The sequence below is a fragment of the Synechococcus sp. CB0101 genome, from assembly GCF_000179235.2.
Classification (GTDB): Bacteria; Cyanobacteriota; Cyanobacteriia; order PCC-6307; family Cyanobiaceae; genus Vulcanococcus.
Genome location: NZ_CP039373.1, coordinates 265,887 through 289,812, shown reverse-complemented (window position 1 = coordinate 289,812; position 23,926 = coordinate 265,887). Strand labels below are relative to the sequence as shown.

25 protein-coding genes are annotated in these 23,926 nt (G+C 64.9%); 13 read left to right on the top strand and 12 right to left on the bottom strand.

Features of this window, described 5'->3' with window-relative positions:
• The first annotated feature begins 27 nt into the window (after positions 1-27).
• A complete protein-coding gene (locus CB0101_RS01605; protein ID WP_010309390.1) occupies positions 28-219 on the top strand; it encodes a hypothetical protein in 192 nt (63 codons plus the stop codon).
• A gap of 34 nt (positions 220-253) precedes the next feature.
• Here CB0101_RS01605 and CB0101_RS01600 read toward each other — a convergent pair whose 3' ends face one another.
• The 4 genes from CB0101_RS01600 to CB0101_RS01585 form a co-directional block, all read right to left on the bottom strand.
• The gene (locus CB0101_RS01600; protein ID WP_010309391.1) at positions 254-1,597 is read right to left on the bottom strand and encodes a S41 family peptidase; all 1,344 of its coding nucleotides are present in this window, start codon (positions 1,595-1,597) and stop codon (positions 254-256) included.
• Between the two features lie 79 nt (positions 1,598-1,676).
• Positions 1,677-2,903 carry a (E)-4-hydroxy-3-methylbut-2-enyl-diphosphate synthase gene (gene ispG, locus CB0101_RS01595; protein ID WP_010309394.1) on the bottom strand — a complete coding sequence of 409 codons (1,227 nt, stop codon included), beginning with the start codon at positions 2,901-2,903 and terminating at the stop codon, positions 1,677-1,679.
• Positions 2,904-2,946: 43 nt separating this feature from the next.
• Positions 2,947-3,591: a uracil-DNA glycosylase family protein gene (locus CB0101_RS01590; protein WP_010309397.1), complete on the bottom strand. Its 645-nt coding sequence runs from the start codon at positions 3,589-3,591 to the stop codon at positions 2,947-2,949.
• Between the two features lie 10 nt (positions 3,592-3,601).
• Positions 3,602-4,000 (bottom strand): VOC family protein, encoded by a 399-nt coding sequence (locus tag CB0101_RS01585; protein WP_010309399.1) that lies wholly within the window; start codon positions 3,998-4,000, stop codon positions 3,602-3,604.
• A gap of 147 nt (positions 4,001-4,147) precedes the next feature.
• On the opposite strand from CB0101_RS01585, the gene CB0101_RS01580 reads away from it, so the two are divergent.
• The 7 genes from CB0101_RS01580 (at position 4,148) to CB0101_RS01550 (ending at position 10,705) form a co-directional block, all read left to right on the top strand.
• Positions 4,148-5,341: a pyridoxal phosphate-dependent aminotransferase gene (locus tag CB0101_RS01580; protein WP_010309400.1), complete on the top strand. Its 1,194-nt coding sequence runs from the start codon at positions 4,148-4,150 to the stop codon at positions 5,339-5,341.
• Between the two features lie 75 nt (positions 5,342-5,416).
• Complete coding sequence (locus tag CB0101_RS01575) at positions 5,417-6,376, top strand: putative selenate ABC transporter substrate-binding protein (protein WP_010309401.1); 960 nt, start codon at positions 5,417-5,419, stop codon at positions 6,374-6,376.
• A 60-nt stretch (positions 6,377-6,436) separates the two neighbouring features.
• Positions 6,437-6,667: a hypothetical protein gene (locus CB0101_RS01570; protein ID WP_010309402.1), complete on the top strand. Its 231-nt coding sequence runs from the start codon at positions 6,437-6,439 to the stop codon at positions 6,665-6,667.
• Positions 6,668-6,791: 124 nt separating this feature from the next.
• The gene (locus CB0101_RS01565) at positions 6,792-7,586 is read left to right on the top strand and encodes an ATP-binding cassette domain-containing protein (protein ID WP_010309403.1); all 795 of its coding nucleotides are present in this window, start codon (positions 6,792-6,794) and stop codon (positions 7,584-7,586) included.
• The gene (locus tag CB0101_RS01560; RefSeq protein WP_010309404.1) at positions 7,583-9,124 is read left to right on the top strand and encodes an ABC transporter permease; all 1,542 of its coding nucleotides are present in this window, start codon (positions 7,583-7,585) and stop codon (positions 9,122-9,124) included. The genes CB0101_RS01565 and CB0101_RS01560 overlap by 4 nt, the downstream gene beginning before the upstream one ends.
• Positions 9,121-9,798: a GDSL-type esterase/lipase family protein gene (locus CB0101_RS01555; protein ID WP_010309407.1), complete on the top strand. Its 678-nt coding sequence runs from the start codon at positions 9,121-9,123 to the stop codon at positions 9,796-9,798. The genes CB0101_RS01560 and CB0101_RS01555 overlap by 4 nt, the downstream gene beginning before the upstream one ends.
• Before the next feature lie 115 nt (positions 9,799-9,913).
• Positions 9,914-10,705 (top strand): sigma-70 family RNA polymerase sigma factor, encoded by a 792-nt coding sequence (locus CB0101_RS01550; RefSeq protein ID WP_010309410.1) that lies wholly within the window; start codon positions 9,914-9,916, stop codon positions 10,703-10,705.
• A 3-nt stretch (positions 10,706-10,708) separates the two neighbouring features.
• Here the strand turns inward: CB0101_RS01550 and CB0101_RS01545 are convergent, their stop codons facing one another.
• Complete coding sequence (locus tag CB0101_RS01545; RefSeq protein WP_010309413.1) at positions 10,709-11,473, bottom strand: DUF92 domain-containing protein; 765 nt, start codon at positions 11,471-11,473, stop codon at positions 10,709-10,711.
• A gap of 141 nt (positions 11,474-11,614) precedes the next feature.
• Between CB0101_RS01545 and CB0101_RS01540 the strand changes: the two genes are divergently transcribed.
• Complete coding sequence (locus CB0101_RS01540; RefSeq protein ID WP_010309415.1) at positions 11,615-12,007, top strand: hypothetical protein; 393 nt, start codon at positions 11,615-11,617, stop codon at positions 12,005-12,007.
• 6 nt (positions 12,008-12,013) lie between these two features.
• On the opposite strand, the gene CB0101_RS01535 is transcribed toward CB0101_RS01540, so the two are convergent.
• Positions 12,014-12,781 (bottom strand): 16S rRNA (uracil(1498)-N(3))-methyltransferase, encoded by a 768-nt coding sequence (locus tag CB0101_RS01535; protein ID WP_010309416.1) that lies wholly within the window; start codon positions 12,779-12,781, stop codon positions 12,014-12,016.
• A gap of 2 nt (positions 12,782-12,783) precedes the next feature.
• Positions 12,784-13,245, bottom strand: a complete 462-nt coding sequence (locus CB0101_RS01530; protein WP_029553002.1) for a DUF3531 family protein — start codon at positions 13,243-13,245, stop codon at positions 12,784-12,786.
• 71 nt (positions 13,246-13,316) lie between these two features.
• On the opposite strand from CB0101_RS01530, the gene CB0101_RS01525 reads away from it, so the two are divergent.
• Both CB0101_RS01525 and hslO read left to right on the top strand, forming a co-directional pair.
• Complete coding sequence (locus CB0101_RS01525) at positions 13,317-13,973, top strand: ABC transporter ATP-binding protein (RefSeq protein WP_010309420.1); 657 nt, start codon at positions 13,317-13,319, stop codon at positions 13,971-13,973.
• 54 nt (positions 13,974-14,027) lie between these two features.
• Complete coding sequence (hslO, locus tag CB0101_RS01520; RefSeq protein WP_010309422.1) at positions 14,028-14,942, top strand: Hsp33 family molecular chaperone HslO; 915 nt, start codon at positions 14,028-14,030, stop codon at positions 14,940-14,942.
• Between the two features lie 2 nt (positions 14,943-14,944).
• On the opposite strand, the gene CB0101_RS01515 is transcribed toward hslO, so the two are convergent.
• From CB0101_RS01515 to CB0101_RS01495, 5 genes are all read right to left on the bottom strand, one after another.
• Positions 14,945-15,649 carry a CPP1-like family protein gene (locus CB0101_RS01515; protein ID WP_010309424.1) on the bottom strand — a complete coding sequence of 235 codons (705 nt, stop codon included), beginning with the start codon at positions 15,647-15,649 and terminating at the stop codon, positions 14,945-14,947.
• Between the two features lie 64 nt (positions 15,650-15,713).
• Positions 15,714-15,950 (bottom strand): hypothetical protein, encoded by a 237-nt coding sequence (locus CB0101_RS01510; protein ID WP_029553003.1) that lies wholly within the window; start codon positions 15,948-15,950, stop codon positions 15,714-15,716.
• Positions 15,951-16,051: 101 nt separating this feature from the next.
• Positions 16,052-17,698, bottom strand: coding sequence for a peptide chain release factor 3 (locus CB0101_RS01505; RefSeq protein ID WP_010309429.1), 1,647 nt, complete (start codon positions 17,696-17,698; stop codon positions 16,052-16,054).
• A 12-nt stretch (positions 17,699-17,710) separates the two neighbouring features.
• Positions 17,711-18,376 (bottom strand): trans-aconitate 2-methyltransferase, encoded by a 666-nt coding sequence (locus CB0101_RS01500; protein WP_010309431.1) that lies wholly within the window; start codon positions 18,374-18,376, stop codon positions 17,711-17,713.
• Positions 18,360-20,552 carry a mechanosensitive ion channel family protein gene (locus tag CB0101_RS01495; protein ID WP_043717723.1) on the bottom strand — a complete coding sequence of 731 codons (2,193 nt, stop codon included), beginning with the start codon at positions 20,550-20,552 and terminating at the stop codon, positions 18,360-18,362. Before CB0101_RS01495 ends, CB0101_RS01500 begins: the two co-directional genes overlap by 17 nt.
• Before the next feature lie 187 nt (positions 20,553-20,739).
• Here CB0101_RS01495 and nrdJ point away from each other — a divergent pair, with 187 nt between their 5' ends.
• Both nrdJ and CB0101_RS01485 read left to right on the top strand, forming a co-directional pair.
• Positions 20,740-23,049 carry a ribonucleoside-triphosphate reductase, adenosylcobalamin-dependent gene (nrdJ, locus tag CB0101_RS01490; protein ID WP_010309435.1) on the top strand — a complete coding sequence of 770 codons (2,310 nt, stop codon included), beginning with the start codon at positions 20,740-20,742 and terminating at the stop codon, positions 23,047-23,049.
• A gap of 358 nt (positions 23,050-23,407) precedes the next feature.
• Positions 23,408-23,848, top strand: coding sequence for a hypothetical protein (locus CB0101_RS01485; protein ID WP_136643927.1), 441 nt, complete (start codon positions 23,408-23,410; stop codon positions 23,846-23,848).
• Positions 23,849-23,926 lie beyond the last annotated feature (78 nt).

Genomic DNA, 23,926 nt, shown 5'->3' with positions numbered 1-23,926 from the left:
TTTTGAGAACTTCTGTAACGGGCTCTCATGGGCGCTGGTCTGGGCGAGGTGATCGATCTGGGTTCCAGCTTCGGCAGCGGTGGCCTGAGCCTGATCTCCTCCCTGGTGGGCCTGATCGCCCTGGGGGTTTACGCCCTGCTGCAAGGCGACACCGGCAACGATGACGATGACTCCACCCCTGGTGGTGGCTTGATGCAGCCTGTGGGCAGCGCCGCCTGAGGAAGTACCGCGGAGAGAATGATTAAGCAGCGCCTCAGCGGCTGCTCCCAGCTCCGCTCAGCGCAGCCGGCACATTGGCGCTCGCTGGGTTGTAGAGCTTCGCTTTGGTGACACCATTGCTGGCCTTCACCTGCTTGAGCAGGGTGGATTCGGCAACGCGGTACTGACTGTCCTTACTCGTACCCAGGTCTTCGAGCCGCAGCTTCTGGGCTTCCTGGGCGGTGAGTTTGGCCCTCACATCCGGATCAATGCCGTGCTTGTGGATGTCACGACCATCCGGGGTGAGGTATTTGGCGATGGTCACGGTCATGCCGGAGCCATCGGAGAGCCCGCGCACCGATTGCACCAGACCCTTACCGAAGGTCTTTTCACCCACCACCACAGCACGGTGGTTGTCCTGCAAGGCGCCGGAGAGAATTTCGCTGGCACTGGCTGAACCTTCATTCACCAGCACCACCAGGGGGCGCTGGGTCAGAGCACGGCCCGTGGCGCGCTTGGTGTCCTGAATGCCATCGCGCGTTTTGGTCGACACGATCACGCCTTCGTCCATCCATTGGCGGGCAATGGCGATGCTCGCCATCAGCAGTCCACCGGGATTGCTGCGCAGATCGAGGACGTAGCCCTGCACGTTCTCGCCCTCCAGCTTCTTGAGGGCATCCGCCATGTCCTTGGCGGCATTGGCGTTGAACTGCTTCAGGCGGATGTAGCCGATGCGGGTGCCATCGGCGCTGGTATTCACCTGGCTATCCACAGCGTGCAACTCAATGCGGGCACGCACCAACGGGGTGTCCACGAGCTTGCCGTCGCGGCGCAGTTGCAGGGTCACGGTGGAACCGGCTTGGCCGCGGATCAGCTTCACCGCGTCCTCGGTCGACATCCCCTTGGTGCTCTTGCCGTCGATCGACACGATCACGTCTTTCGGCATCACCCCGGCCCTGGAGGCCGGTGAACCCTCAATCGGACTCACCACCACCAATTCCTTGGTGTCTTTATCGAGGCTCAGCTGAATTCCCACCCCCGTGAGCTCACCGGAGGTGTCGATCTGCATCTCCTTGAACTCACGCGGATCCATGAACCGCGTGTAGGGATCATCCAGGCTGGCGAGCATGCCGCGGATCGCCTCGTAGCTCTCTTTGGAGCTGCCATAGGTTTTCGAGAGCACCTGGCGGCGCAGGCTGCGCCATTTCTCCGGCGTGTATTTGCCGTTGATATCCAGGTAATCGCGGAAAACGATCTGCCAGGTCTGATCAATCACCTCCTTGGGGCTGTCGTTCACCAACGACGCCGCGCTGGGTCCGAGCAGTGGCGGCAGCGCCACCACCCCCAGTGCACCCAGACCCACCAGCACCAGGACCCGCTTACCCCGAATGCTGCCCATCAACGGCTCCTGAGCCCTTCAATACGTTCAAGCTAGCCCCTACATCGTGGGGTGGAAGGAGGGAAAACCGGAGAATCCGTCAGGGATCCACCCAGCGGCCGTCCTCCTTGATCAGGGCGATCAGGGCATCAACGCCTTCAGCCTCCGGCACGCGGCGGATTTCCTCACGACCGCGGTAGAGGGAAATCACGCCTGGTGTCTTGCCCACGTAGCCGTAATCGGCATCCGCCATCTCGCCGGGGCCATTCACGATGCAGCCCATCACGGCGATATCCAGGCCCGTGAGATGGGCGGTGGCACTGCGCACCTTGTGGAGCACCTCCTCCAGGTTGAACAGAGTGCGGCCGCAGCTGGGGCAGCTCACGTACTCCACCATCGTTTTGCGCAGGCCCAGGGCCTGGAGGATGGAGTAGCAAACCGGGATTTCCTTCTCAGGAGCCTCGGTGAGCGACACCCGGATCGTGTCGCCGAGACCTTCACTGAGCAGGGTGGCGATGCCGGCTGTGCTCTTGATGCGGCCGTAATCGCCATCGCCGGCTTCGGTCACCCCGAGGTGCAGCGGGTAGTGGAAGCCTTCCGCATCCATGCGATCCGCCATCATCCGGTAGGCGGCCAGCATCACCGGCGCCCGCGACGCCTTCATCGAAATCACGATGTTGTGGAAGTCGAGCCGGTCGCAGATGCGGATGAACTCGAGGGCGCTCTCCACCATGCCCAGGGGGGTGTCGCCGTAACGGAACAGCATCCGCTCCGCCAGCGAGCCATGGTTCACGCCGATCCGCAGGGCCTTGTCCTGCTCCTTCAGCAGCTTCACCAGCGGCTCAAACGTTTCCGTGATGCGATCGCCGATCGCTGCAATCTCCGCATCCGAAAACTCAGTGCGGTTGGGATCGGGCTTATCAAACACAAACAGGCCTGGATTGATGCGCACCTTGTCGACGTGCTGCGCCACTTCCAGGGCGATCTTCATGCCGTTGTGGTGCACATCCGCCACCAGCGGCACCGGCTTGTAGGCGCTCTCCAAGCGTTGGCGGATCTCGCCCATGGCCTTCGCATGGGCCAACGACGGCACCGTGACCCGCACGATCTCGCAGCCGGCTTCATGCAGGCGGCGAATCCCAGCCGTAGCCCCTTCGATGTCGAGGGTGTCCTCGTTGATCATCGACTGCACCACCACCGGGTGGTCGCTGCCCATCCAGAGATCGCCCACCCGCACGCTGCGGGTTTTGCGGCGGCGGATCACCGTGTCGTAACGGGGATTGTTCGCTGCCTCAGTTGCCGGAGCGGAAGCCAGAGAGGCGGTCATGGCAGCAGCGCGCGCTAGGGCCGAAGAAGTTGGCGCAAGCCTGTCACAGCGGAGCAGTCAATTGGGCCAGGCGACGCTGCACGTCTTGGAGGTCGTGCCAGGTGAGCCACTTCGGTGATCCCCGCTCCTTCGAGGCGTTGCGCAGCAAATAAGAGGGATGGAGGATCGGCATCAGCCAGCGGCCCTCCAGGCTGCCGCCTTCGCCCTTGCGCCACTGGCCGCGCAACTTGGTGATGCCGCCCTTGATCCCCAGCAAACCTTCCACGGCCGTGGCACCGGCCAGGAGAATCACCGGCGGATCCACCAGCTGGATCTGTTGATCAAGCCAGGGGCGGCAGGCCGCCATCTCCAGGCCCGTGGGCTTGCGGTTCTCCGGCGGGCGGCACTTCACGATGTTGCAGACGTAGGCATCGCGATTGCTGTCGATCCCCACGCTCTCGAGCATGCGATCCAGCAGCTGGCCGGATCGGCCCACAAACGGCTTGCCCTGCTCATCTTCTTGAGCGCCAGGACCCTCGCCAATCACCATCAGCGGTGCGCGGGGATTGCCGCGGCTCACCACCACCTGGGTGCGGCTGTGGCCCAGGCCGCAGCGGCGGCAGCCATCACACGCCGCGGCCACCTGATCCAGCTCCTGCTCCAATTCGGCAGCGGAGAGGCGGCTGGCTTGGGGCGGAAACATCGTCATGGCGGCGACTTTATGGTCGGCCCACCAACAGCAACAGCCCGTTGCCCTCGGGATCGAGCAGCCACACCTCCGAGCCAAAGGGCTCCTGGCGCGGATCCTCCAGCCGTTGCGCGCCCAGGGCCAGCGCCTGCTGCTGCCATTGCGCAAGGTCCGTGCCATCCCCCTGCCGTTTCAGGCAAACCGCGAGCCGGCCACGACCAGGCGCCACCGGCCGCTGACGACTGGGGCGATACAGCTCAAGCCAGCCCAGCTCAGGCAGCGGCACCCGCCAGTGGGAAGCACTGAAGCCAGGCTCAGCGGAGGCGCCCACCAAAGCGGCATAAAAAGCCGCTAAGGCTTGAGGGGCATCCGCCGCCAGCACCAGAGCCGCTGAGCTGGCGGGCCGTGCATCGATCAGCGGATCTGTCATGGCGGAGCCAATCACATCAGGGCTGCGCCATCCAGCAGGGCGCTCACAAAACAGTGTGCGCTGAACGCTTGCGGGGATGCGGCATACGGCAGGATGCACATCACACCGGCAAAGCCCCGCGGCGTTGCCCTTTTCGTCGCTGCGCCGATGCTGCGCCCGCCCTCTCAGCGCACCCTGACGCTGTCCGCCCGGGCCGAGGCTCTTCAGCCTTCCCTCACCCTGGCCATCGCTGCCAAAGCCAAGGCGCTTAAAGCCGAAGGCCAGAACATTTGCAGCCTCAGCGCCGGCGAACCCGACTTCGACACCCCCGCCTTCATCTGTGAGGCCGCAGCCGAGGCGTTGCGCAGCGGTCAGACCCGCTACGGCCCCGCCGCCGGCGAACCAGCGTTGCGGGAGGCGATCGCCGCCAAGTTGAGCCAGGAAAACCAGGTGCCCACCCGCAGTGAGCAGGTGCTGGTGACCAACGGCGGCAAGCAAGCGCTCTACAACCTGTTCCAGGTGCTGCTGGGGCCGGGCGATGAGCTGCTGCTGCCCGCGCCCTATTGGCTGAGCTACCCAGAAATCGCCCGCCTCGCGGGGGCCTCGGTGCGGTTGCTGCCCAGCTCCGCCGCCGAGGGCTTCCGCCTTGATCCAGCCCAACTCGAAGCTGCCATCACCCCAGCCAGCAAGCTGCTGGTGCTCAATAGCCCCAGCAACCCCACCGGCATGGTGCTGAGCCGCCAGGAGCTGGAGGCCATCGCCGCCGTGCTGCGCCGCCATCCCCAGGTGGCGGTGGTGTGCGACGAGATCTATGAGTTTTTGCTGGCCCCAGGGCACACGCACCACAGCCTGGCGGCTGTAGCTCCCGATCTCGCCGATCGGGTGTTCAGCGTGAATGGCTTCGCCAAAGGTTGGGCGATGACCGGTTGGCGCATCGGCTGGCTGGCCGGCAACGCTGATGTGGTGAAAGCCGCGATTGCCTTGCAGAGCCAGAGCACAAGCAACGTGTGCAGCTTTGCCCAGTTCGGGGCGCTCGCCGCGATCAGCGGCTCCCGCGACTGCGTGCACGCCATGGCGGAGCGGTTCAATGAACGGCGGCAGCTGCTCAGCGATGGGCTCCAAGCCATCGCCGGGCTGCAACTCCTTCCACCGGAAGGCGCCTTCTACGCCTTCCCAGATGTGAGCAGCACTGGCCTCGATTCGATGACCTTCTGCAACCGCCTGCTCGATGAGCACGGGCTCGCGGTGGTGCCCGGGGTGGCCTTCGGCGATGACCGCTGCATTCGCCTCTCCTGCGCCGCCGCCAACAGCAGCATCGAAGAGGGGCTGCATCGGCTGGAGCGCTTCATCCAGAGCCTCTGAGGCCATCCAGCCCAGGCTGTTCCCCCTAAAGCAGAGAATCAGCAGGCACCACTGGCGGAAATCCCGCCCCTGCCCATGGTTCTGTTTTCCATCCGCGGCCGAGAACGTTCGGCCGCCGTGCTGGCCGGCATCGGCCTGGCCCTGGCCCCGGCGGCCCTCCCCACCTTCAGTCCCACCCAGCTGCCCCTACCGGCAGCTCACGCGCAGCAGAGCAGCAAACCGGTGCTGCGCATCAGCGCCATCCCCGATCAGCAGCCGGAGAAGCTGAACCGGCTCTACGGGCTCGTGGCCAATGAATTGAGCAAACAGCTCGGCGTGCGGGTGCAATACGTGCCCATGACCAATTACGCCGCGGCGGTGAGCGCCTTCCGCACCGGCAATCTCGATCTCGTGTGGTTCGGCGGCCTCACCGGCGTACAGGCGCGCCTGCAGAAGCCCGGCGCCAAGGTGCTCGCCCAACGCGACATCGATGCCTCGTTCCACACGATCTTCATCGCCAACACCAAAAGCGGGCTGAAGCCGGTCACCTCCGTGAACGGTCTCAGCCAACTCAAGGGCAAGCGCTTCACCTTCGGCTCGGAGAGCTCCACCTCTGGCCGCTTGATGCCGCAGTATTTCCTCGGCCAGGCCGGTGTGAAGCCCAACCAGTTCGCCGGCGGCGCTCCAGGCTTCAGCGGCAGCCATGACGCCACTGTGGCCCTGGTGCAGAGCGGCGCCTACGAAGCCGGCGCGGTGAATGAGCAGGTGTGGCGCGCGAGCCTGCACAACGGCAAAGCCAACCGCTCCAAGGTGATGGCGATCTGGAAAACCCCGGGGTATCCCGATTACCACTGGATTGCCCAGCCGGATCTCGACAAACGCTTTGGCAAAGGGTTCACCAACCGGATCCAAAAAGCGATCCTGAGCTGGCGGCCGAGCAATCCAGAGCAGAAGCAGATCCTCAGCCTGTTCGGTGCTCAGCAGTTCACCGCGGCCAAGGCCAGCGCCTACGGCCGGATCGAACAGGTAGGTCGCCAGATCGGCCAGATCCGCTGAGCACGGGCAGCGGTTGCCAGCAGGCAGCAGAATCGAGGGGCGAGAGCCTCGCCCTTCCCGATGACACTGCTGCTGGATCTGGTGCTGGTGGTGGCCGGGTTACTGCTCTGGCAGCGCAGCTGCAGTGAGGGTGATGACGTGTGGGTGTTGTTCCTGCGCTCCCTGGCCGCCATCGATCTGGCCGTGATCGCCCTGGGCAATGGCGTGCTCTGGCTGGAAATCCCTCTGTTGGTCTTGGCGCTGACCCTGCCCTCGGTCAAGCGGATCGAAGGTGAGGAGAAGCGCTCATGAATCCCCGCGGCCCCGACATCATTGAACTGATGCTGGTGGGGCTCATCCTGGCGCTGCTGGCGTTCCGCTTCAGCTCGCTCTAGTGCAGACGGCGGCATCGACCCGCCAGGCACAGTGGGAGGTCATGAAGACCCCAGGACCAACCCACAGCAGCTTGCCCAGCGAACCGGTGCTGGAGCTGCGCAATGTGGCGGTACCCGGGAGACAGCAGCCCCGGCTGGACGGCATCAACCTGCGGTTGGAGGCGGGCGAACGGGTGGCGCTGCTGGGCCCCAGCGGCGCCGGCAAAAGCACCTTGTTGGCGGTGGCGAATGGCTTGCTCGAACCCTCTGAGGGAGAGGTGCGGTGGTGCGGCGCCGGGCGCGCCCACAGCCAGCGGGCTCGGCGCCGCCAGCAGGCCCGCATCGGCACCCTCTGGCAGGACCTGCGCCTGATCGAAGAACTGAGTGTGCAGCAGAACCTCAACTGCGGTCGGCTGGCCCAGTGGGGCTGGCCGCGCGCCCTGCTCAACCTCCTCCTGCCCCTGGAAAGCGAGGCCTGCGCTGAAGCCCTCCGGCAGGTGGATCTCGAGCCGCAGCTGCTCAACCAACCGGTGGGCGAGCTCTCGGGCGGCCAACGGCAACGGGTGGCGATTGCCCGCCTGCTGCGCCAGCAACCGCTGCTGCTGTTGGCGGATGAACCCCTGGCCAGCCTCGATCCGCGCCTTGCCCAAGACCTACTGCAGTTGTTGATCGCCCAGACCTCGGCTCCCAGAGCGCTGCTGTTAAGCCTGCATCGCCCGGATCTGTTGCAGGGCTTTGATCGGGTGGTTGGCCTGCGCCAGGGGCGCATCCAGTTCGATCGAGCCGTGAGCGAGCTGCAGGCCGCTGAGCTCGAGGTTCTGTACGCCGGGGTACCCGTAGCCAGCGGCAGCCGATGAAACCAGCCGCACCGCTGCTGCTGCTGTTGCCCGCCCTGGTGCTGGTCCCCGTGCTGCTGCTCCTGCCAGGGGTGATGCATGGGGGCGGCTGGGATCTGATCGGTCAGTTTCTGCTCGCGGCCGTGCAGCCCTCGACGGATCCTGTGGTGCTGGCGTCGTTGCTGCGGGGGCTTGGGGTCACCGCCGGCATGGCTCTGCTGGGCTGGTTCGCCAGCCTGCTGATCGGCCTGATCGGCGGTTTGGCCAGCTCGCGGCTGCTCTGGCGCACCCTGATTGGCCACAGCTGGCCGGCGGAGGCGCTGCGCCGCTTGCTGGCCATCCCGCGCTCCATTCATGAACTGATCTGGGGTCTGTTGCTGCTGCAGGTGATCGGTCTGCAGCCGGTGATCGCGGTTGTGGCGATTGCAATCCCCTACGGAGCCCTGGTGGCCCGGGTGGTGAGCGATCTGCTCGACAGCCTCAGCGAGCGCAACCTGCAGGCTCTTGTGGCGGCAGGCAGCCCACCGCCGGCAGCTTTGCTCACCGCCATGGGACCGCCGCTCCTCCCAGGGCTGATCAGCTACGGCGGCTACCGGCTCGAATGCGCCCTGCGCAGCGCCACCTTGCTGGGGGTTTTTGGTCTGGGCGGCCTGGGCAATGAACTGCTGCTCACCTTGCAATCCCTGCAATTCCACGAGCTCTGGAGCGGCCTCTGGCTGCTGCTTGGGGTGATGTTGGCGCTGGAGGCGGTGATCGGCAGGCTGCGGCGGCGCTGGGGCATGCCCAGCCGCTTCAGCCTGCGGGCCAGCAGCGTGGGGCGGCGTGGCCGGGAACTGGTGCTGGCGGCGCTGCTGCTGGTGCCGGTGGTGTTCGGCGTGGGGCAAGCCCTGGCGATCGAACCGTCTGTGCTGCTGCAGTGGCAACCGCTCCCCCCCATCGCCCCCGGCGGCTGGAGCGAAGCCCTGGCCTTGCCCTGGCCAGCGCTCATCTTCAACACCGTGGTGCTCACCCTGTTGGCGGCTGCGCTGGCGGTGGGCGTGGCGCCGCTGCTGCTGTTGCTGGTGGCGCCTTGGCCCTGGGGGCAGCGCTTACTGCAACTGATCTGGGCGATCGGGCGGCTGTGGCCGCCGCCGCTCACGGCCCTGCTGCTGCTGTTCGTGCTCAAGCCCGGGCTGATCACAGCCGCGTTGGCCCTCGGCTTTCACAACCTGGGCATCCTGGGGCGCTTGCTACTGGAGGGCAGCGAGGCAGCTGGGCCCCAACGGCAGGAAGCCCTCAGCAGCAGCGGCGTCGGTCCGCGTTTGGCGCTGCTGTACGGACGCTTCAGCGCCTTGGCGCGCTCTTACCTGGCCTATGGCGCCTATCGCGCCGATGTGATCCTGCGGGAAACCGTGGTGGTGGGCCTGGTGGCCGGCACCGGCCTCGGCAGCCAGCTCAATCAGAGCCTCAGCGCCTTCGCTTTCGATCAACTGCTGCTGTTGCTGGCGGCCTACGCAGTGCTCACCCTGCTGGGGGAAGATCTCAGCGACCGCGCCCGCCAACGGCTGCTGCAGCGATGAGCCTTCCGATTCCCCGCAAGCTGATCGTGATGGGCGACAGCGGTGTGGTGGGCTGGGGGGATCCGGAGGAAGGCGGCTGGTGTGAACGCCTGCGCCGCCACTGGATGGGGCTCCCCCAGGGGCCAGTGCTCTACCCCCTCGGCGTGCGTGGTGATGGGCTCGAGCGGGTGGCCGCCCGGCTCCAACAGGAGGTGAGCTGCCGCGGCGAACTGCGCCGGCAACTCCCCCAGGGCATCTTGCTGGCGGTGGGTCTGAACGACACCGCCCGGGTGGGCCGGCCGGATGGACGCCCCCAGCTCGATGCCGATGCCTTTCTGTTCGGGGTGCAGCAGCTGCTCCAACAGGCCAAATCGCTGGCACCGGTGCTGGTGCTGGGCCTCACACCGGTGGATGAGGCGGTGATGCCCTACGCCGATGTGCTCTGGTACCACCTGGAGCAGGTGCGCCGCTACGAAGGCCTGCTGGAAGAAGCCTGCCTGGAAGCGGATGTGCCCTTCCTGCCGCTGCTGGAGAGGTTGCTGCAGGATCCCAACTGGCTGCACTGGCTGAGCAGCGATGGGTTACACCTCAACAGCGAGGGGCACCGCCAGGTGTACGAGCGGGTGCGGCACTGGCCGGCCCTGTTGCAATGGGCCGACCTGCAACCGCTCACGGTCGGCAGCGTCAGCGCCTGATCACAGCCGCGGCAGAGCGTCATCCCCCAAACGGGGGAGGCCAACTCCACCAGCCAGGTGGAGCGCCAAATGAGCTCGGCCGGCGAGCGTGAAAACACGCAACTGCCCAGGCCCGATGCACACCTTCACCGCCCGCGCTGACTTCAGCCAGCGCAATGCCGCACTGCTGGCCGCCTACCAACAGTGCCGGACAACTGCCAACCGCAATGCCGTGATCCACGCCAACCTGCCGCTGGTGTGGCGGGTGGCCCGCCAGGAATCACAACGCAGCGGCCACAGCTTCGACGACCTCACCCAGGAGGGCTGTTTTGGGCTGATCAAAGCCGTGGAGCGCTTTGATCCAGGCCGCGGTCACAGCCTGAGCACGGCTGCTGTGCCCTGGATTCGCGGCGCCATCCGCCACTACCTGCGCGATCGCTCCCACCCCATCAGCGGCAGCCACCACCTGCTGGAGCTGCATCGCCGCGGCCAAGCCCTTCAGAAGCAGCGACAGCAGCAGGGGCTCGCCCCCCTCAGTGCCGGCGCCCTCGCCACGGCCCTGGGCTGCAGCCTCGAGCGCTGGCAACTGGCCCTAGCGCGGCGGCGCAGCCTTCAGCTGGCCAGCCTGGAGCAGCCCCATCTTGACGACGACGGCGACCTCACCCCCCTGGTGGAGCAGCTGCGCGACAGCAGGGCCGGCGATCACTACGCGCGGGTGATCCGCTGGGAGCAACGGCGCCACCTCTGGCGCATCTTGCGCCGGCTGGAGCGGCGGCAACGGCGCTGGATTCTGGGGCGGCTCCTGCGGCAGGACACCTGGCGGCAGCTGGCCAGTGGCAGCGGCCTGAGTCCCAAGGCGGTGCAACGGCGCTGCGAGCAGCTGCTGCAGGAGCTGCATCAGCAGCTGACGCCCCTGATGGGCAGCTAAGGGTCACCCCAGGCCCAACCACTCCGCCGCTGCCATGGCGATCACAGCGGCGAGGGTGGTTTGCAGAGCATTCACCAGCTCATTGCTGAGCCAGGCGCAACGCTGCTGCACACCCGCACCGATCAGGCTCTCCAGCAGGGTGGCCAGCAAACCCACCAGCGTCACCACCCCCCAGGCCAGAGGGGTCTGCAGCAGGCCAAGCTGCAGCATCACGAGCGCCATCAGGCCACTACCCAGCAAGCTCGCGGCCGTGCCCTCCAGGGAGATCGCTCCCTCGGTGCCGGGAGGCACCGGCCGCAGGGTGGTGATCAGCACGGTGCGACGCCCCCAGCGCTTGCCGATCTCGCTGCCAAAGGTGTCGGCCAATTTGGCGCTGAAACTGGCCGCAAAACCAAGCCGCAGCAGGGTGACCGGCGCCGAGGGAAGCAGGCTGAGCAGCGCCAGGGCGGCACCGGTGGCGGCCGATCCCCACACGTTTTCGGGGCCCCTCCGGCCGCCGCGGGCCTCCGCCAGCCCATCGGCCTGCTTGCGGCGAAAACCCAGCCGCGTCACCAGCGAACCGAGGCCCAGATAGAGCACCACAGCCCACCACCCCGCCCAATCCAGGCTGCCCAGCAGCAGCGTGCCCAGGATGCCGGCATGCACCCAACCGGCGCGGGTGAGGAGCGGCAACCACTGGGCAGCAGCAATCAGAACGGCATTGATCAGCAAGGCCAGCGCCCAGTGCTGCAAACGGTCGGCACTGAGCAACACCTGAAGCTCCAGCATTCCCAGCAAGCCCGCAGCGGCCAACGCAACACAGGCCCAGCACAACACAACCGCAGCCCTTCTGTTGCACTGCCCTAAGGGATCGGCCCTGAAGCCCCGCCGGCAGCGGATAATCCAGCCATCCGCCTCAGAACCGGCGCCATGGTGTTCAACCGCAAGGGCAGCTTCTTCCTCAACCTCGATGAGAAGGCCCCCGCGGCGCCGGCCGCCGTGGCCCCTGTTGCTGAACCCAAGAAGACCGCCGACAAGCCCAAGGCCAAAGCGACCGCTGCGCTGAAGGTTGAGTCCAAACCGGAAGCTGCCGAACCGGTTGCACCCGCGGCTGCCGCCCCCGGCGGCAAGGTGCTCACCACCGCCGAAGCCATCGCCGCTGAACTAGCAGCCGAGCAAGCGGCCAAGCCCGCGGCCACCCTTTCCACCTTTGCCCCAGAGTGCGTCACCGCCGGTGGTGCCCTGCCGATGCGCCGCCGCCGTGGTGGCGCCAACCTGGCGGGCTTCCGCAGCATGGCCGGCGGATTGTTCGGCAAGAAGTGATCGCCTTCAGCCCCTGGCCGCGCGCCAGTGGCTGATCAGAGCCGCACCCGCCACAGCAGCCGTGGAGCTGCGCAGGATCGTGGGGCCCAACTGCACGGGGCTCCAGCCACAGCCCAGGGCCTGCTCCTCCTCAGCGGGGCTCCAACCACCCTCCGGCCCACAGGCCAGCCACACCTGATCGGGGAGCTGGGCAGCCGAGCTGGCCAATGCCTCAACCAACAGCGGCAATCCCTCCTGCCGTGTGGTCGCCCACAACCGCATCGCGGCCACTGAAGCCGTGGCTGCGTCAGTACTGAGCAACTCCGTCAGGGGTGTCGGCGGATCGATCTGAGGCAACCAGAGGCGCTCACATTGTTCGGCCGCCTCCTCCGCGATGCTCTGCCACCGCTCCGGCCGCAGCTGGCCCTGCACGGCGGTGCGCTCACAGAGCAGTGGCACGAGCCGATCCACGCCCAGCTCCACCGCCATCCGCACCACCAGCTCAAAATCCCGCTTCACCACCGCAGCCGCCAGCACCACAGCCGGCTGATCCCGCGGCTGGCTGAGCAGGGGTTGCGCCAGCGGCTGCAGCATCCGAGCCTGCTCGCGATCGAGCAACTCGGCTTCCCAGAGATGGCCGGCGCCATCCACCACAGCGAAGCGGTCACCGGGGCCGTAGCGCAGCACCTTGCAGAGATAACGGCTGTGCTCCGCACTGAGGCCTAAAACGCCATCGGCCATGGCTTGCTGCAGCCGCACTGGCGGGATCAGCACACGCCGGCACTCGCGGGCCATGGTCAGGCGTCTGGGTCGCGCAGGCTGGTGAACAGGTTGTCGGGATCGTCCTCCACGGGCCAGTCCTCGTTGACGCCGCCGATCAGCAACTCCTGGATCTCCACCACATCGGTATCGAGCTGGCGCAAGGTGTTGATCAGCACATCGAGGGCGAGGGCATCACTGGTGCCGAGATCCAGCCAGCAGCGAGCCCACTCGCCGCGATAGTCCATCTCGCCCATGTTGTGCATCAGGGCCGGCATCGCCCGTGCGGCGGTCTCGGCGTCGTACGCCATGCCACTCAGCTCAGCGCCCTCCTCCTGCACCTGCAGGTTTTCGGCGTTGAAGCCACCGAGTTTGCCGAGGAAAAACCAGCTGTCGAACGCCGTTTCGATGTACCCCCGCTCCCCCTGGCCTGGGGCATTGCTGAAGCGCAGCCAGATCCAGCAGTTGAAGGGATCGAATTCGCGAAAGCGGATCTCCATCGGGGCAGGGCGCAGCGCAGCGTTGACTCCATCAAACATGCTGGGGGCACCGCCAGGCCATGCCGCCGTCGATGCTTGAGCTGAGGTCGCTGAACTATCACCCGGCCACGGCCCCAGAGCCCGTGCTGCGGGGCCTCGATCTACAGCTGCAGGTGGGGCAGCCGGCGCTGGTGGCTGGGCGCAGCGGCTCCGGTAAATCCACCCTGCTGGAGTTGATTTGCGGGTTGGCTGAACCCACTGGCAGCGGGAGTCGCTCGATCCGCTGGAACGAGAAGGCGCTGAATGCCCGCCAACGGCGCTGGCTGTGCGGCTTGCTGTTCCAATTCCCCGAACGCCATTTCCTGGGGCTCAGCGTGGGGCAGGAGCTGAAGCTCGGCCAGCGCCGCGTGCCGTCTGAGCGAATCGAAGCGGTGTTGCACCAGGTGGGGCTCGATGGCCTCTCGCTGCAACAGGCGCCAGAGGCCTTGAGCGGCGGCCAGCAACGCCGCTTGGCCTTGGCGGTGCAGCTGCTGCGCAACCCCAAGGTGCTGCTGCTGGATGAACCCACCGCGGGCCTGGATTGGTCGGTGCGAGGGGAAATCCTGGAGCTGCTGGCGGAGCTGGGGCGCGAGCGGGTGCTGTTGGTGGTGACCCACGAACCCGACCTCTTTGATGCCTGGGTGGCACCAGAGGAGCGCTATCGGTTGCAGGCCGGCGTGCTGCAGCCCCTCGAGCACGTCCTGCACTGAATCGAACGCCCTGCGCTGAATACAGTGCCCACTTCGGGCGCAGGCAAGCAGGCAATGGCGGATCAGTTGGTGCGGGCAACGGCGGCCGGCGGTGGCATCCGCCTGGTGGCAGTGAGCACCAGCACCGTGGCCCGCTATGCGCGGCGACGCCACCAGCTGTCGTATCTCACTACCGCGCTGCTGGGCCGCGCCATGACCGCCGGCTTGCTGCTGGCCAGCTCGATGAAGGTGCGCCATGGGCGGGTGAATCTGCGCATCGCCTCCGATGGCCCGATGCGCGGTCTGATGGTGGATGCCGGCCGCGACGGCACCGTGCGCGGCTATGTGGGTAACCCTGGCCTGGAACTCGATCTGCTGCAGGAAGCCGATGGGCTGCACCATTTCGACTTCAAGCAGGCCACCGGCACCGGCTACCTGCATGTGGTTCGTGATCTGGGGGAGGGAGAACCGTTCAGCTCCACCGTGGAATTGGTGAGCGGCGGCATCGGCGACGACGTGGCCTCCTACCTGCTGCACTCCGAGCAGACCCCATCGGCGGTGTTCGTGGGTGAGCAGATCGACAGCTCCGGCTTGAAGCATGCCGGTGGTGTGCTGGTGCAGGTGCTTCCCAAAGCGGCCCGTGAACCGGCGCTGGTGGCCCTGCTGGAGGAGCGTTGCAAGGAAATCAGCGGCTTCAGCCAGAAACTGGCTGCCTGCGAAGGCAACCTGGAATCACTGCTGCGCGAGATCTTCCCCGACCTCGATCCCCAGCTGCTCGACGACGCCGAAGCCTCCCAGGAAATCACCTTCCACTGCCCCTGCAGCCGCAAGCGCAGCGTGAACGCGCTGAAGCTGCTGGGTGAAACCGAACTCAGCGAGATGCTCCAGCAGGACGGCAAAGCCGAGCTCACCTGCCACTTCTGCAATGAGATCTATGAGGTGGGCAGCGGCGAGCTGCAGGAGCTGATTAACGAACTGGCCGCCGCCTGAGCTCAGGCGATCAGCAAGGCACCGAGCAGCAACAGCAGCAGGGCCGGCAGGCTCTGCACCTGGGGCGACGCCAGGGGCAAACCGAGCGGCAGCGAGGGATCGATGGCGCTCACCAACAGCCCACCCAGCAGCAGCCCGAGGCTGAGCAGCAGCACGCTCCAGCCCACTGCCGGCAGCAGCCGGCCGAGCCGGCGCTGCAGATTCACCACGGTGAGCACCGTGGCAAATGCGAGCACCAGCTCGGCATTACCGGCGGGGGCGATCAGCAGCATCGCCAGCAACACCGCGCCACCGGCTAGGGGAAACCAGCGCTCACGGCCCTCTGCCAGGGCCACGGTGGGTAGCGCTGGGGCACTGAGCTTGAGGGCAGGCCTGGGCAGCGCCGGGAGGTTGGGCAAGGAGGGCAGCGAAGGCTTCGCAGCCGATGCGGCAGCGGCGGGTTTGGCGGCCTCGCGTTGGGAGGCGTTGAGGGCAGCGGTGCTCACCTTGCCCTGCTGACGCTCCTTGAGCCGGTCCATCAACACGGCGTCGTAAGCGGCTTCGATGCGCGCCCGGGCCATGGGCTCCTCGCCCACTTCCGCCAGGCGCGCCTGCTTGGCGGCCTGCACCGCGTCGAAGCTGGCATCAGGGGTGATGCCAAGCCGCTCGTAGGGATTCAGCGAGCCGGGCTGGGCAGGGCCACCGGATGGATCAGTTCCCTGGGTCATGCCGCGGCTGAAGATGCAGTGCGATCACACCAGCCTAGAGAGGGAAAGCGGCTGAAGCCTTGGCTCAGAACAGGGGCTCGCTGTGGCGATAGCCGCCCTCGAGCTGAAGCAGCCGCCGCTGCAGCTCAGCTTCATCGCGCTGCAACCAGCAGCGGCGCTTCAGTAACGGCATCTGCGGCGGCAAGTGGCTGCCTTCGCGCATCTCCACCGCCGCCGAACCCGGCGTGGGGCCGGGCACGAAGTTCACGTAATCGCAACCCCCATCGTTGCGGGGTCGTACAAGCCAGAGGGGCCTCGCCATCGCCAGAACCGCCGTTGTGACCTTTCTTCGTAAAGATTCTGGCGGCCCGATCGCGCTGTCGTGGCTTTGGGAGCCACTGGCTCTGGCTTGAAGCGGGCCCGTCAGAGGGCGATCGGTTCCACCCCACTCACCACCGGCGCCACCGCACTGAGTTCCAGATCCGGATGGTCCTCGCCCAGCTGGTTGAGGTTCCACTCGTTCTTGAACAGCAGCACCGGCCGGTCCCAGGCATCACGCACGGTTTTGCAGTTGAAGATGCGGCCCACCTGCCCGAGGGCCGGCCAACCACCCACCACCCAGCGGGCCACGGAGAAGCCCAGGGGTTCAAGGCGGGTCAGCACGCCGTATTCGTTCTCGAGGCGGTATTGCACCACCTCTAGCTGCAGTTGCCCCACCGCCGCCAAGATCGGATCGCGTTTGCTCTGATCGGTGTCGTAGAGGATCTGCACGGCGCCTTCCTCCCGCAACTCATTCACCCCCTTCCGGAAGCTCTTGAAGGCCGACGGGTTGGGGTTGCGCAGCCAGGCAAAGATCTCCGGGCTGAAGCAAGGAATCCCCTCGTATTCCACCTTCGGGCCGAGATACAAAGTGTCGCCGATGGCGAACATCCCGGGGTTGTTGAGGCCGATCACATCGCCGGGGTAGGCGTCTTCCACCACCTCACGGTCTTGGCCGAACAACTTTTGCGGCCGTGAAAGGCGGATGGTCTTGCCGGTGCGCGCGTGCTGCACCGTCATGTCTTTCTCAAACTTGCCGCTGCACACCCGCACGAACGCCACGCGATCGCGGTGGCGGGGGTCCATGTTGGCCTGGAGTTTGAACACAAAGCCGCTGAAGCCCGGGCGCACCGGCTCGATCTCGCCGGCGCTACTGCTGCGGGGGATGGGCTTTTGAGCCAGCTCCAGGAAGGCATCGAGGAACGGGCGCACGCCGAAGTTGGTCATGGCCGAGCCGAAGAACACCGGGCTGAGCTCACCGGCGTGCACCAGCTCAAGATCCAGCTCATTGCCAGCCGCCTCCAGCAGCTCCAGCTCCTCCAGCGCTGCATCCAGCAACTCGGGCTCCACCGCACCACTACTGCGCGCTTCTTCCACGCTCAGCACCTTCTCTTCTGAGGTGCGGCCGCGCTCGGCCCGCAAAAACAGAATCACGTCATGGCTGCGGCGATCGATCACGCCGCGGAAGCGATCGCCGCTGCCGATCGGCCAGTTCACCGGCCAGCAAGCCAAGCCCAACTCCTGCTCGATCTCATCGAGCAGCTCCAGGGGCTCGCGCCCGGGCCGGTCCATCTTGTTGATGAAGGTGAAGATGGGGATGCGCCGCATGCGGCACACCTCAAACAACTTGCGGGTTTGCGGCTCCAGGCCTTTGGCCGCGTCTTCGAGCATCACCGCGTTATCGGCGGCGGCGAGGGTTCGGTAGGTGTCTTCCGAGAAGTCTTGGTGGCCGGGGGTATCCAGCAGGTTGATCGTGCTGCCGCTGTAGTCGAACTGCAGCACGGTGGAGGTAATCGAGATGCCGCGCTGCTTCTCGAGCTCCATCCAGTCGGAGGTCACCTTGCGCTGCTCGCCCTTGGCCTTCACGGCACCGGCCTGCTGGATCGCACCCCCGTAGAGCAGCAGCTTCTCGGTGAGGGTGGTCTTACCCGCGTCGGGGTGGGAAATGATCGCGAAATTGCGGCGCCGCGCCACGGCTTCGGCCAGGGACTGGAGCTCGGGTGTGGCGGCGGGAGCAGAGGTGCTGGTCATCGGCCAAGCCTCTCAGAGCAGCTGCCCCCAGACCTCCAGATAGCGATCCTCTAGGGCCGCCACCTGCAACTGGTCCGCCAAACCAGCCTCCTGCAACTGCTGCTGCACCTCCTCAGGAGTGAAGGCAGCGTGCAGTGAAGCGAGGTAATCACGTTGAAGCACAGGAGGCGCATCTGCCAGGTAGCGGCGTTGCAGAGCGATCGCCGCCTCCGGGGAAGCGGGCCGCCGCAGATCCTTCACATACACACGAGCACCAGGGCTCGCTAGCTGAATCACGGCCTGCCAAAGCACCTGGGGATGATGAAGATGGTGCAGCAGGCTGTTGCTCACCAGAGCGCTGTAACCACCAGCCAAGCTCGGATCAGGCAGGCATCTCTGCTCAAAGCGCAGGCGCTGCTGCAATGCCGGCTCGCCGGCCAGGGCCTGCTCGGCCAGATTCAGCATGGCGGCCGCTCCATCGACTCCAACCACCTGGGCGCCCGGGAACTGCCGCGCCAGCAGAAAGCTGATGTTGCCCGGACCGCAGCCCAGATCCAACAGCACCTCACCGAGGCCTTGCGGGAACAGCTCCAGCAAGCGCTCGATCAGAGCCTGATCACCGGCGCTGAAATCAGCGGCGGCATAGGCGAGCGCCTGCTCCTCGCCATCCATCAATTCCGGCTCAGGGGTGCGTTGCATCGGCGGGGTTGAGCATCAGGGTCTGCGTGGGGAAGGGAATCTCCATCCCATGGATCTCCAAGATCTCGATGATCCGGCGGTTGAGGCCATGCAGGCTCTCCTCGAAGTCATCGTGATCGAGGTGGCTGGAGCGGAACTCCAGCACATGGTCGTAGCTGAAGGCGCCGATCCGCTCCAGCCGGCAGGCGTGAAACTGCAGGGAAGGGTCTTCCTCCACCACCTGCTGCATCAAGGAGGGGAGGCGCTTGAGCTGCTCAGCCGTTGTGCCGTAGGAAAGCCCCAGGGCGATCTCGGAGAGCTCAGCACGCTCCACCAGCTCCTCGAGATGCACCAGCAATTGCTCGCGCAAGCCCAGATAGGCCTCCCACCCATGCAGCTCCACCATGGCCACCACGATCAAGGCGCAGCAGGCATCGTCGGAGCGGCGATCGATCGAGACCAGCGGCTCTAGTAGCGACGGCACGCCGGCAAGAAAACGCCGGCTTTGAAAGAGAACCTCTTCCAGCTGATACGGCGAAAAGGTCTCACCCAGCTGGATCCGCATCTCCAGCGCCTGCATCGGTGGCAGATCACTGCGCATGCCCCGACGTGAATAGTTCACGATCGTGGCCTCATCGGCCACAGCATTCGGAATCGTGACGCGGCTTTCCAGGGTTTGCAGCTCCAGGGAGCGCAAGCCAATTTTGGTGATGTAGCCGAGGTTGTCGCCAACCCGGCAAAACTCGCCAACCCGCAGTGGTCGATCGGTCTGGATCGAAAGACCAGCAAACAAGTTGCCGAGCAACTTGGATGCACCAAGACCGATGGCGAGGCCTGGCACGGCCGAGAAGGCCAGCACCGTGTTGGATGGCAGGCCCAATTCAATCAACAGCCGATAGCCCAAAGCGATTGCCGCCAACGCCCCAATCGCCCGGCACAGGGGCATCACGAAATTATTGATCCGCTGCAGCTGAAGTGTTGAGCCACCGCCGCGCAGGCGCACCACCAACTCAGCACTGCTACGCCCTAAGGCTTCAAACAGATAGAAGAAGAAAAAGCCGGCTGCGATGTACCAGATAATGAAAAAGAAGTAGGTGGCGACCACCAACGGCAAACCGGTGAGATTCACCACATCGTCAACAAAGAGCTTCACCAGCCGGGTGAGCGGCAGCAGTGGCAGCACAACCAGAAACCGACGCCAAGCGAGCGCATCACGCTGCCAATCACTGAGGCCGGCACCTTTCGTCGCACTCTCGCGGTAGGTCTCCAACAGCAGGCTCACCAGCCAAACCAGCACCGCCAGAAACACCAGCAGGCTGATCAGCACCGCAACGATCTGAAAGAGGGTTTGATCGCCAAAGGGAATCTCAAGGGTTTGGCGCAGGGTCTTCGGGAGCGCGAGATACCAATCAGGCGGAACGAGATAGCCAGGTGTATAGACAAAATCACTAAAGAAATCAGGTGTTGCGAAGGGCTGCTTCACCACGGGATAGCCCTGGATCTCGCGATACATCTGGCCGATCGCCATCACCGTTGGCACGGAGAAGCGATAGTCCTCGTTATCAGGGTCGCCGTCTTCCTCAGCTGTCAGCGTGATCGCGGTACCTGGAAGGCGCCAAGACTCTGTTGGCGTGGTGCGCAGGTCATTGATCGACTTCATCCCAGCGGCATCCGGGATCTGAATCGGCTTGGCGCTATGGGTGAAGACGTAATCCAGCACATGCTTGAGCTGAATGGCAGCTTCTTCTGCCATATCCACGCGCACGCTCGCTGGGAAGCCCGAGGCATCCAGCGCCTTCACAGCCAAACGAAACAACAGCTCGGTGTCGTCGATCTGCTCTTGGCGCTCAGCGGGCGTTAGGCGCTCCTGATGCCATGGGCCCAACCGGCCTAGCCGCTCCGAGCGATGCCCCACCTCAGCCATCACGGCGTAGAAGTTGAGGAGAGTGGCCTGGGGGCTGCCGCCCACCACCTGATCCAGCACCACATCTGACCAAGCCTTAGCCGTGAGCTCCAACTCCCCATAGAAGGGTTGCTGCTCGATCGGGATCAGCGCGGCTGTGGCGCGCGACCGAGCCGCCACCGACGACAGGGCCGGAGCAGCCTGCAGGGGCGCGAAGACCTGAAGGGTCAGCACAGCAGCCGCCACCAGGAGCGCCGCAAACCAGCGCCTGCGCAGACGATGAAAGGAACGCATCGACGCCAGAGCCATCAGAACCGGTGCCCGCAATCTGCCAAAACCCAGGCAGAGCTGCACGGGAGCACGCCCCACCGCCAATGGTGGCAACGGCAGCTTGCAGACCCCATCAGTGGCGTTATGGTTCCGACACGCTGAGTCAACGCCGCACGTGACCTTGTCAGTTCCTGGACCAAGCACCGCGCCTGTGGGCGATGCCCTCAAGGCCCCCAGACCTGACTTCCCGGCCACGGCCCCAGCGGCCAATCCGGTCTTCTACCGGACCTATTCGCGCAAGACCGCCAGCGGCCGTGAAAGCTGGCAGCAAGTGGCTGAGCGCAACCTGGGCGGCCTGCAAAAGCTGGGCAACCTCAATCAAGACGAGGTGGATCTGCTGCGTCGCATGCAGCTCGAGCAGAAGGCGCTGCCCTCAGGCCGTTGGCTGTGGATCGGCGGCACCCCCTGGATCGAGCAGAGCGAAAACTTCTCCGGCTCCTACAACTGCACCTCCACCAACCTGGTGGATTGGGAAGCCTTCGGTCTGATGATGGACCTGGCGATGATGGGCTGCGGCACCGGCGCCATCATTGAGCCCCACCTGATCAGCCGCCTGCCCGCGGTGCGCAACCAGCTGGCGATCAAGTCGGTGAGCGACATTGGCGCCACCCCGCCTGGCCAGCGCCAGGAACACACCAGCCATCGCATCGACGGCCAACAGGTGTTCATCAAAGTGGGCGACACCCGCCGCGGCTGGGTCGACAGCTACCAGCTACTGCTCGAGCTGTGCAGTGATGAGCGGTTTGTGGCCACCGCACCGATTGAGATCCACGTCGATCTCGCCGATGTGCGCCCCGTGGGCGAAACCCTCAAGGGCTTCGGTGGCATGGCCAACCCGGTCAAGCTGAAGGACCTCTATGGCCGCGTGGCCCAGATCCTGGGCAAAGCCCAGGGCCGCCAGCTGACCTCGGTGGAGTGCTGCCTGCTGATCGATGAGGCGGCCGTCACGATCGTGGCCGGCAACATCCGCCGCAGCGCCGGCATGCGTCAGTTCGCCGCCGAGGATCATTCCGCCGCCGGCGCCAAGGAAAACCTCTGGCAGCAGGACAGCGACGGCAACTGGCGCATCGACCCCGAGCGCGATGCCCTGCGCATGGCGAACCACACCCGGGTGTTCCACACCCGTCCCGATCGGGCCACTGTGCTGGAAGCCGTCACCAAGCAGTTCCATTCCGGCGAAGGCGCCATTCAGTTCGCACCCGAAGCGATTGCCCGCTCCAATGCCGATCTACTCAGCACCCCGGAGCTGCGGGCTGAGTTCATCGAGATCTATTGCGACCAGGGCCGTGAAGAAGCCGGCCGCTGGTTAACCACCCATCACCCCGAGATCAGCGCGGCTGAACTGGAGCACCGCCTCGGCCGCTACGGCCTCAATCCCTGCGGCGAAATCCTCGGGGCCGATTTCCACTGCAACCTGGCCGAGGTGCACCTCAACCGCATCGACCCCGACGATCTGGTGGCCCAGGAAGAAGCCTTTACCGCAGGCGGTCTTGCCGTGGCTTGCCTGCTCAACCATCGCTTCGAAGTGGAGCGCTACCGCCAGAGCCGCGCCTGGGATCCGATTGTTGGCGTGAGCTTCACCGGTCTGTTCGATTTCTTCGTGCATGCCTTCGGGACGCCCTGGCTCACCTGGTGGGAAGCCGGCCGCCCCGACACCGAAGAGGGCCGAGTTTTTAAAGCCAAGGAAGCGGAGTACCTCAGCCGTTGGAAGGCGATTGTGAACAAGGCGGTTTGGGACTACTGCGATCGCCATGGCCTGCGCCGCCCGAATCGCTGCACCACCGTGCAGCCGGCAGGCACCAAGAGCCTGCTCACCGGTGCCTCCCCCGGCTGGCACCCCCCCAAGGCTCAGCGCTTCATCCGCCGGATCACGTTCCGCAAGAACGATCCCGTCGCCCTGGCCTGCATGGACTACGGCTACACCATCGTGCCTTCACAATCCGACAAGGATGAGCAAGGCCGGCTGCTCAACGATCCGTTCGATCCGCGCTGCACCGAATGGCTGGTGGAGATCCCCACCGAGGTGAGCTGGGCCAACATCCCCGGCGCCGATGCGGTGGAGATCAACAACTTCTCCGCCATGGCGCAGTTCGACTTCTACATGCAGGTGCAGCAGCATTACACCGCCCACAACACCTCCGCCACGGTGGAGTTCCGGGAGCATGAGATTGAGCCCCTCACGGATGCCATCCACACCGCGATCGACAACGGACAGGGCTACATCTCCGCTGCACTGTTGGCTCGCTTTGATGCCAACGCCACCTTCCCGCGCCTGCCCTTTGAACCGATCGATCACGCCACCTACGAGCAACTGCAAAGCGAGGTGGTAGGGCGCCGCCGCACCAGCGACTTCTTCGAAGCCCTGCAGCGCTACGACGGTGGCGAACTCATGGAGGCAGGCCCTGCTGGCTGCGACTCTGACAAGTGCCTTCTGCCCTTGGCCAAGCCAAACGACAAATGAACCCCCAGAGGAACGCTTGCATTCAATGAGCGCAGGCCAGCCCTAAGACAACGCAATCTCGATATCAGTCGCCGCGGCATTCACTAGCCAAAGAGCCCGGGTTACTCCCGGGCCTTCTTTATGGACGGTTCGCACGAAGATGTTCAGCAGAGTCGGAGAGGCCCTCTTGCAACACGGAACCATGCACAAACGCCCTTCAAGAAAAGACACCTGCCCAACACATCAGAGCGTCTTTTCGCTAGAGAAACCAAAATAATGCTGAAGAATTGGGTTCCAAGAGGTCAGTATTGGCCCACAACACAACACACCCATAGACGACAAGCGTGTGGGTTGACGGTCAACAGAGCCTGGCCTAATGTTGACACAGAATAATTTCTCGCCATTGGCAACCTACGTTTTAAATGTAGACCTTATTGGAGTTGACTCTATTACCGGTGTGATCGGCGCATTTTCTGGCAAGGTTCGTGGCAAAAGAGGCCAAACAGTTTTTTCGCAGGCAGAGACCATCAATGGGAACTCTTTGGAGTTTCGCGTTCGAGCCAAGGGAGACAAATTAATCGGCTCTTTCAGCTTCGCTGCCGATGAGAACGCCAGCTATACTTTTGGAAGCCAGACCTTTGAGTTTGTGAATCCAGGCTCCAAGCGCGTCAAGATCAAGGCCAAAGAAGACGAGAAGCTTCCGATGGAAGAAATTAACATTAGTTTTAATAAGATCCCGCGAACTGGTGCATCAGACGAGTTTGCACTGCAACTAGACGAAAGTCCATTCGCCATGCTTGCAACTGACTCAATGGCCTAAATTCTTGAAGCAGGCCAACCAAGCAAAGCATATCCAGACCATCAAGACATGCTCAGTTCAGCAGTCTTTACCATCAGC

Excerpts from the sequence above, each read along its gene's own strand:
- ispG (WP_010309394.1), bottom strand. The coding sequence starts at position 2,903 with ATGACCGCCTCTCTGGCTTCCGCTCCGGCAACTGAGGCAGCGAACAAT.
- CB0101_RS01545 (WP_010309413.1), bottom strand. The coding sequence starts at position 11,473 with ATGCTGGAGCTTCAGGTGTTGCTCAGTGCCGACCGTTTGCAGCACTGG.
- CB0101_RS01585 (WP_010309399.1), bottom strand. The coding sequence starts at position 4,000 with ATGACAGATCCGCTGATCGATGCACGGCCCGCCAGCTCAGCGGCTCTG.
- CB0101_RS01505 (WP_010309429.1), bottom strand. The coding sequence starts at position 17,698 with ATGACCAGCACCTCTGCTCCCGCCGCCACACCCGAGCTCCAGTCCCTG.
- CB0101_RS01535 (WP_010309416.1), bottom strand. The coding sequence starts at position 12,781 with ATGGCCCGCGAGTGCCGGCGTGTGCTGATCCCGCCAGTGCGGCTGCAG.
- CB0101_RS01600 (WP_010309391.1), bottom strand. The coding sequence starts at position 1,597 with ATGGGCAGCATTCGGGGTAAGCGGGTCCTGGTGCTGGTGGGTCTGGGT.
- CB0101_RS01605 (WP_010309390.1), top strand. The coding sequence starts at position 28 with ATGGGCGCTGGTCTGGGCGAGGTGATCGATCTGGGTTCCAGCTTCGGC.
- CB0101_RS01550 (WP_010309410.1), top strand. The coding sequence starts at position 9,914 with ATGCACACCTTCACCGCCCGCGCTGACTTCAGCCAGCGCAATGCCGCA.
- CB0101_RS01555 (WP_010309407.1), top strand. The coding sequence starts at position 9,121 with ATGAGCCTTCCGATTCCCCGCAAGCTGATCGTGATGGGCGACAGCGGT.
- CB0101_RS01500 (WP_010309431.1), bottom strand. The coding sequence starts at position 18,376 with ATGCAACGCACCCCTGAGCCGGAATTGATGGATGGCGAGGAGCAGGCG.
- hslO (WP_010309422.1), top strand. The coding sequence starts at position 14,028 with ATGGCGGATCAGTTGGTGCGGGCAACGGCGGCCGGCGGTGGCATCCGC.
- CB0101_RS01560 (WP_010309404.1), top strand. The coding sequence starts at position 7,583 with ATGAAACCAGCCGCACCGCTGCTGCTGCTGTTGCCCGCCCTGGTGCTG.
- CB0101_RS01580 (WP_010309400.1), top strand. The coding sequence starts at position 4,148 with ATGCTGCGCCCGCCCTCTCAGCGCACCCTGACGCTGTCCGCCCGGGCC.
- CB0101_RS01575 (WP_010309401.1), top strand. The coding sequence starts at position 5,417 with ATGGTTCTGTTTTCCATCCGCGGCCGAGAACGTTCGGCCGCCGTGCTG.
- CB0101_RS01495 (WP_043717723.1), bottom strand. The coding sequence starts at position 20,552 with ATGCGTTCCTTTCATCGTCTGCGCAGGCGCTGGTTTGCGGCGCTCCTG.
- CB0101_RS01530 (WP_029553002.1), bottom strand. The coding sequence starts at position 13,245 with ATGGAGATCCGCTTTCGCGAATTCGATCCCTTCAACTGCTGGATCTGG.
- CB0101_RS01540 (WP_010309415.1), top strand. The coding sequence starts at position 11,615 with ATGGTGTTCAACCGCAAGGGCAGCTTCTTCCTCAACCTCGATGAGAAG.
- CB0101_RS01590 (WP_010309397.1), bottom strand. The coding sequence starts at position 3,591 with ATGACGATGTTTCCGCCCCAAGCCAGCCGCCTCTCCGCTGCCGAATTG.
- CB0101_RS01565 (WP_010309403.1), top strand. The coding sequence starts at position 6,792 with ATGAAGACCCCAGGACCAACCCACAGCAGCTTGCCCAGCGAACCGGTG.
- CB0101_RS01510 (WP_029553003.1), bottom strand. The coding sequence starts at position 15,950 with ATGGCGAGGCCCCTCTGGCTTGTACGACCCCGCAACGATGGGGGTTGC.
- CB0101_RS01570 (WP_010309402.1), top strand. The coding sequence starts at position 6,437 with ATGACACTGCTGCTGGATCTGGTGCTGGTGGTGGCCGGGTTACTGCTC.
- CB0101_RS01515 (WP_010309424.1), bottom strand. The coding sequence starts at position 15,649 with ATGACCCAGGGAACTGATCCATCCGGTGGCCCTGCCCAGCCCGGCTCG.
- CB0101_RS01525 (WP_010309420.1), top strand. The coding sequence starts at position 13,317 with ATGCTTGAGCTGAGGTCGCTGAACTATCACCCGGCCACGGCCCCAGAG.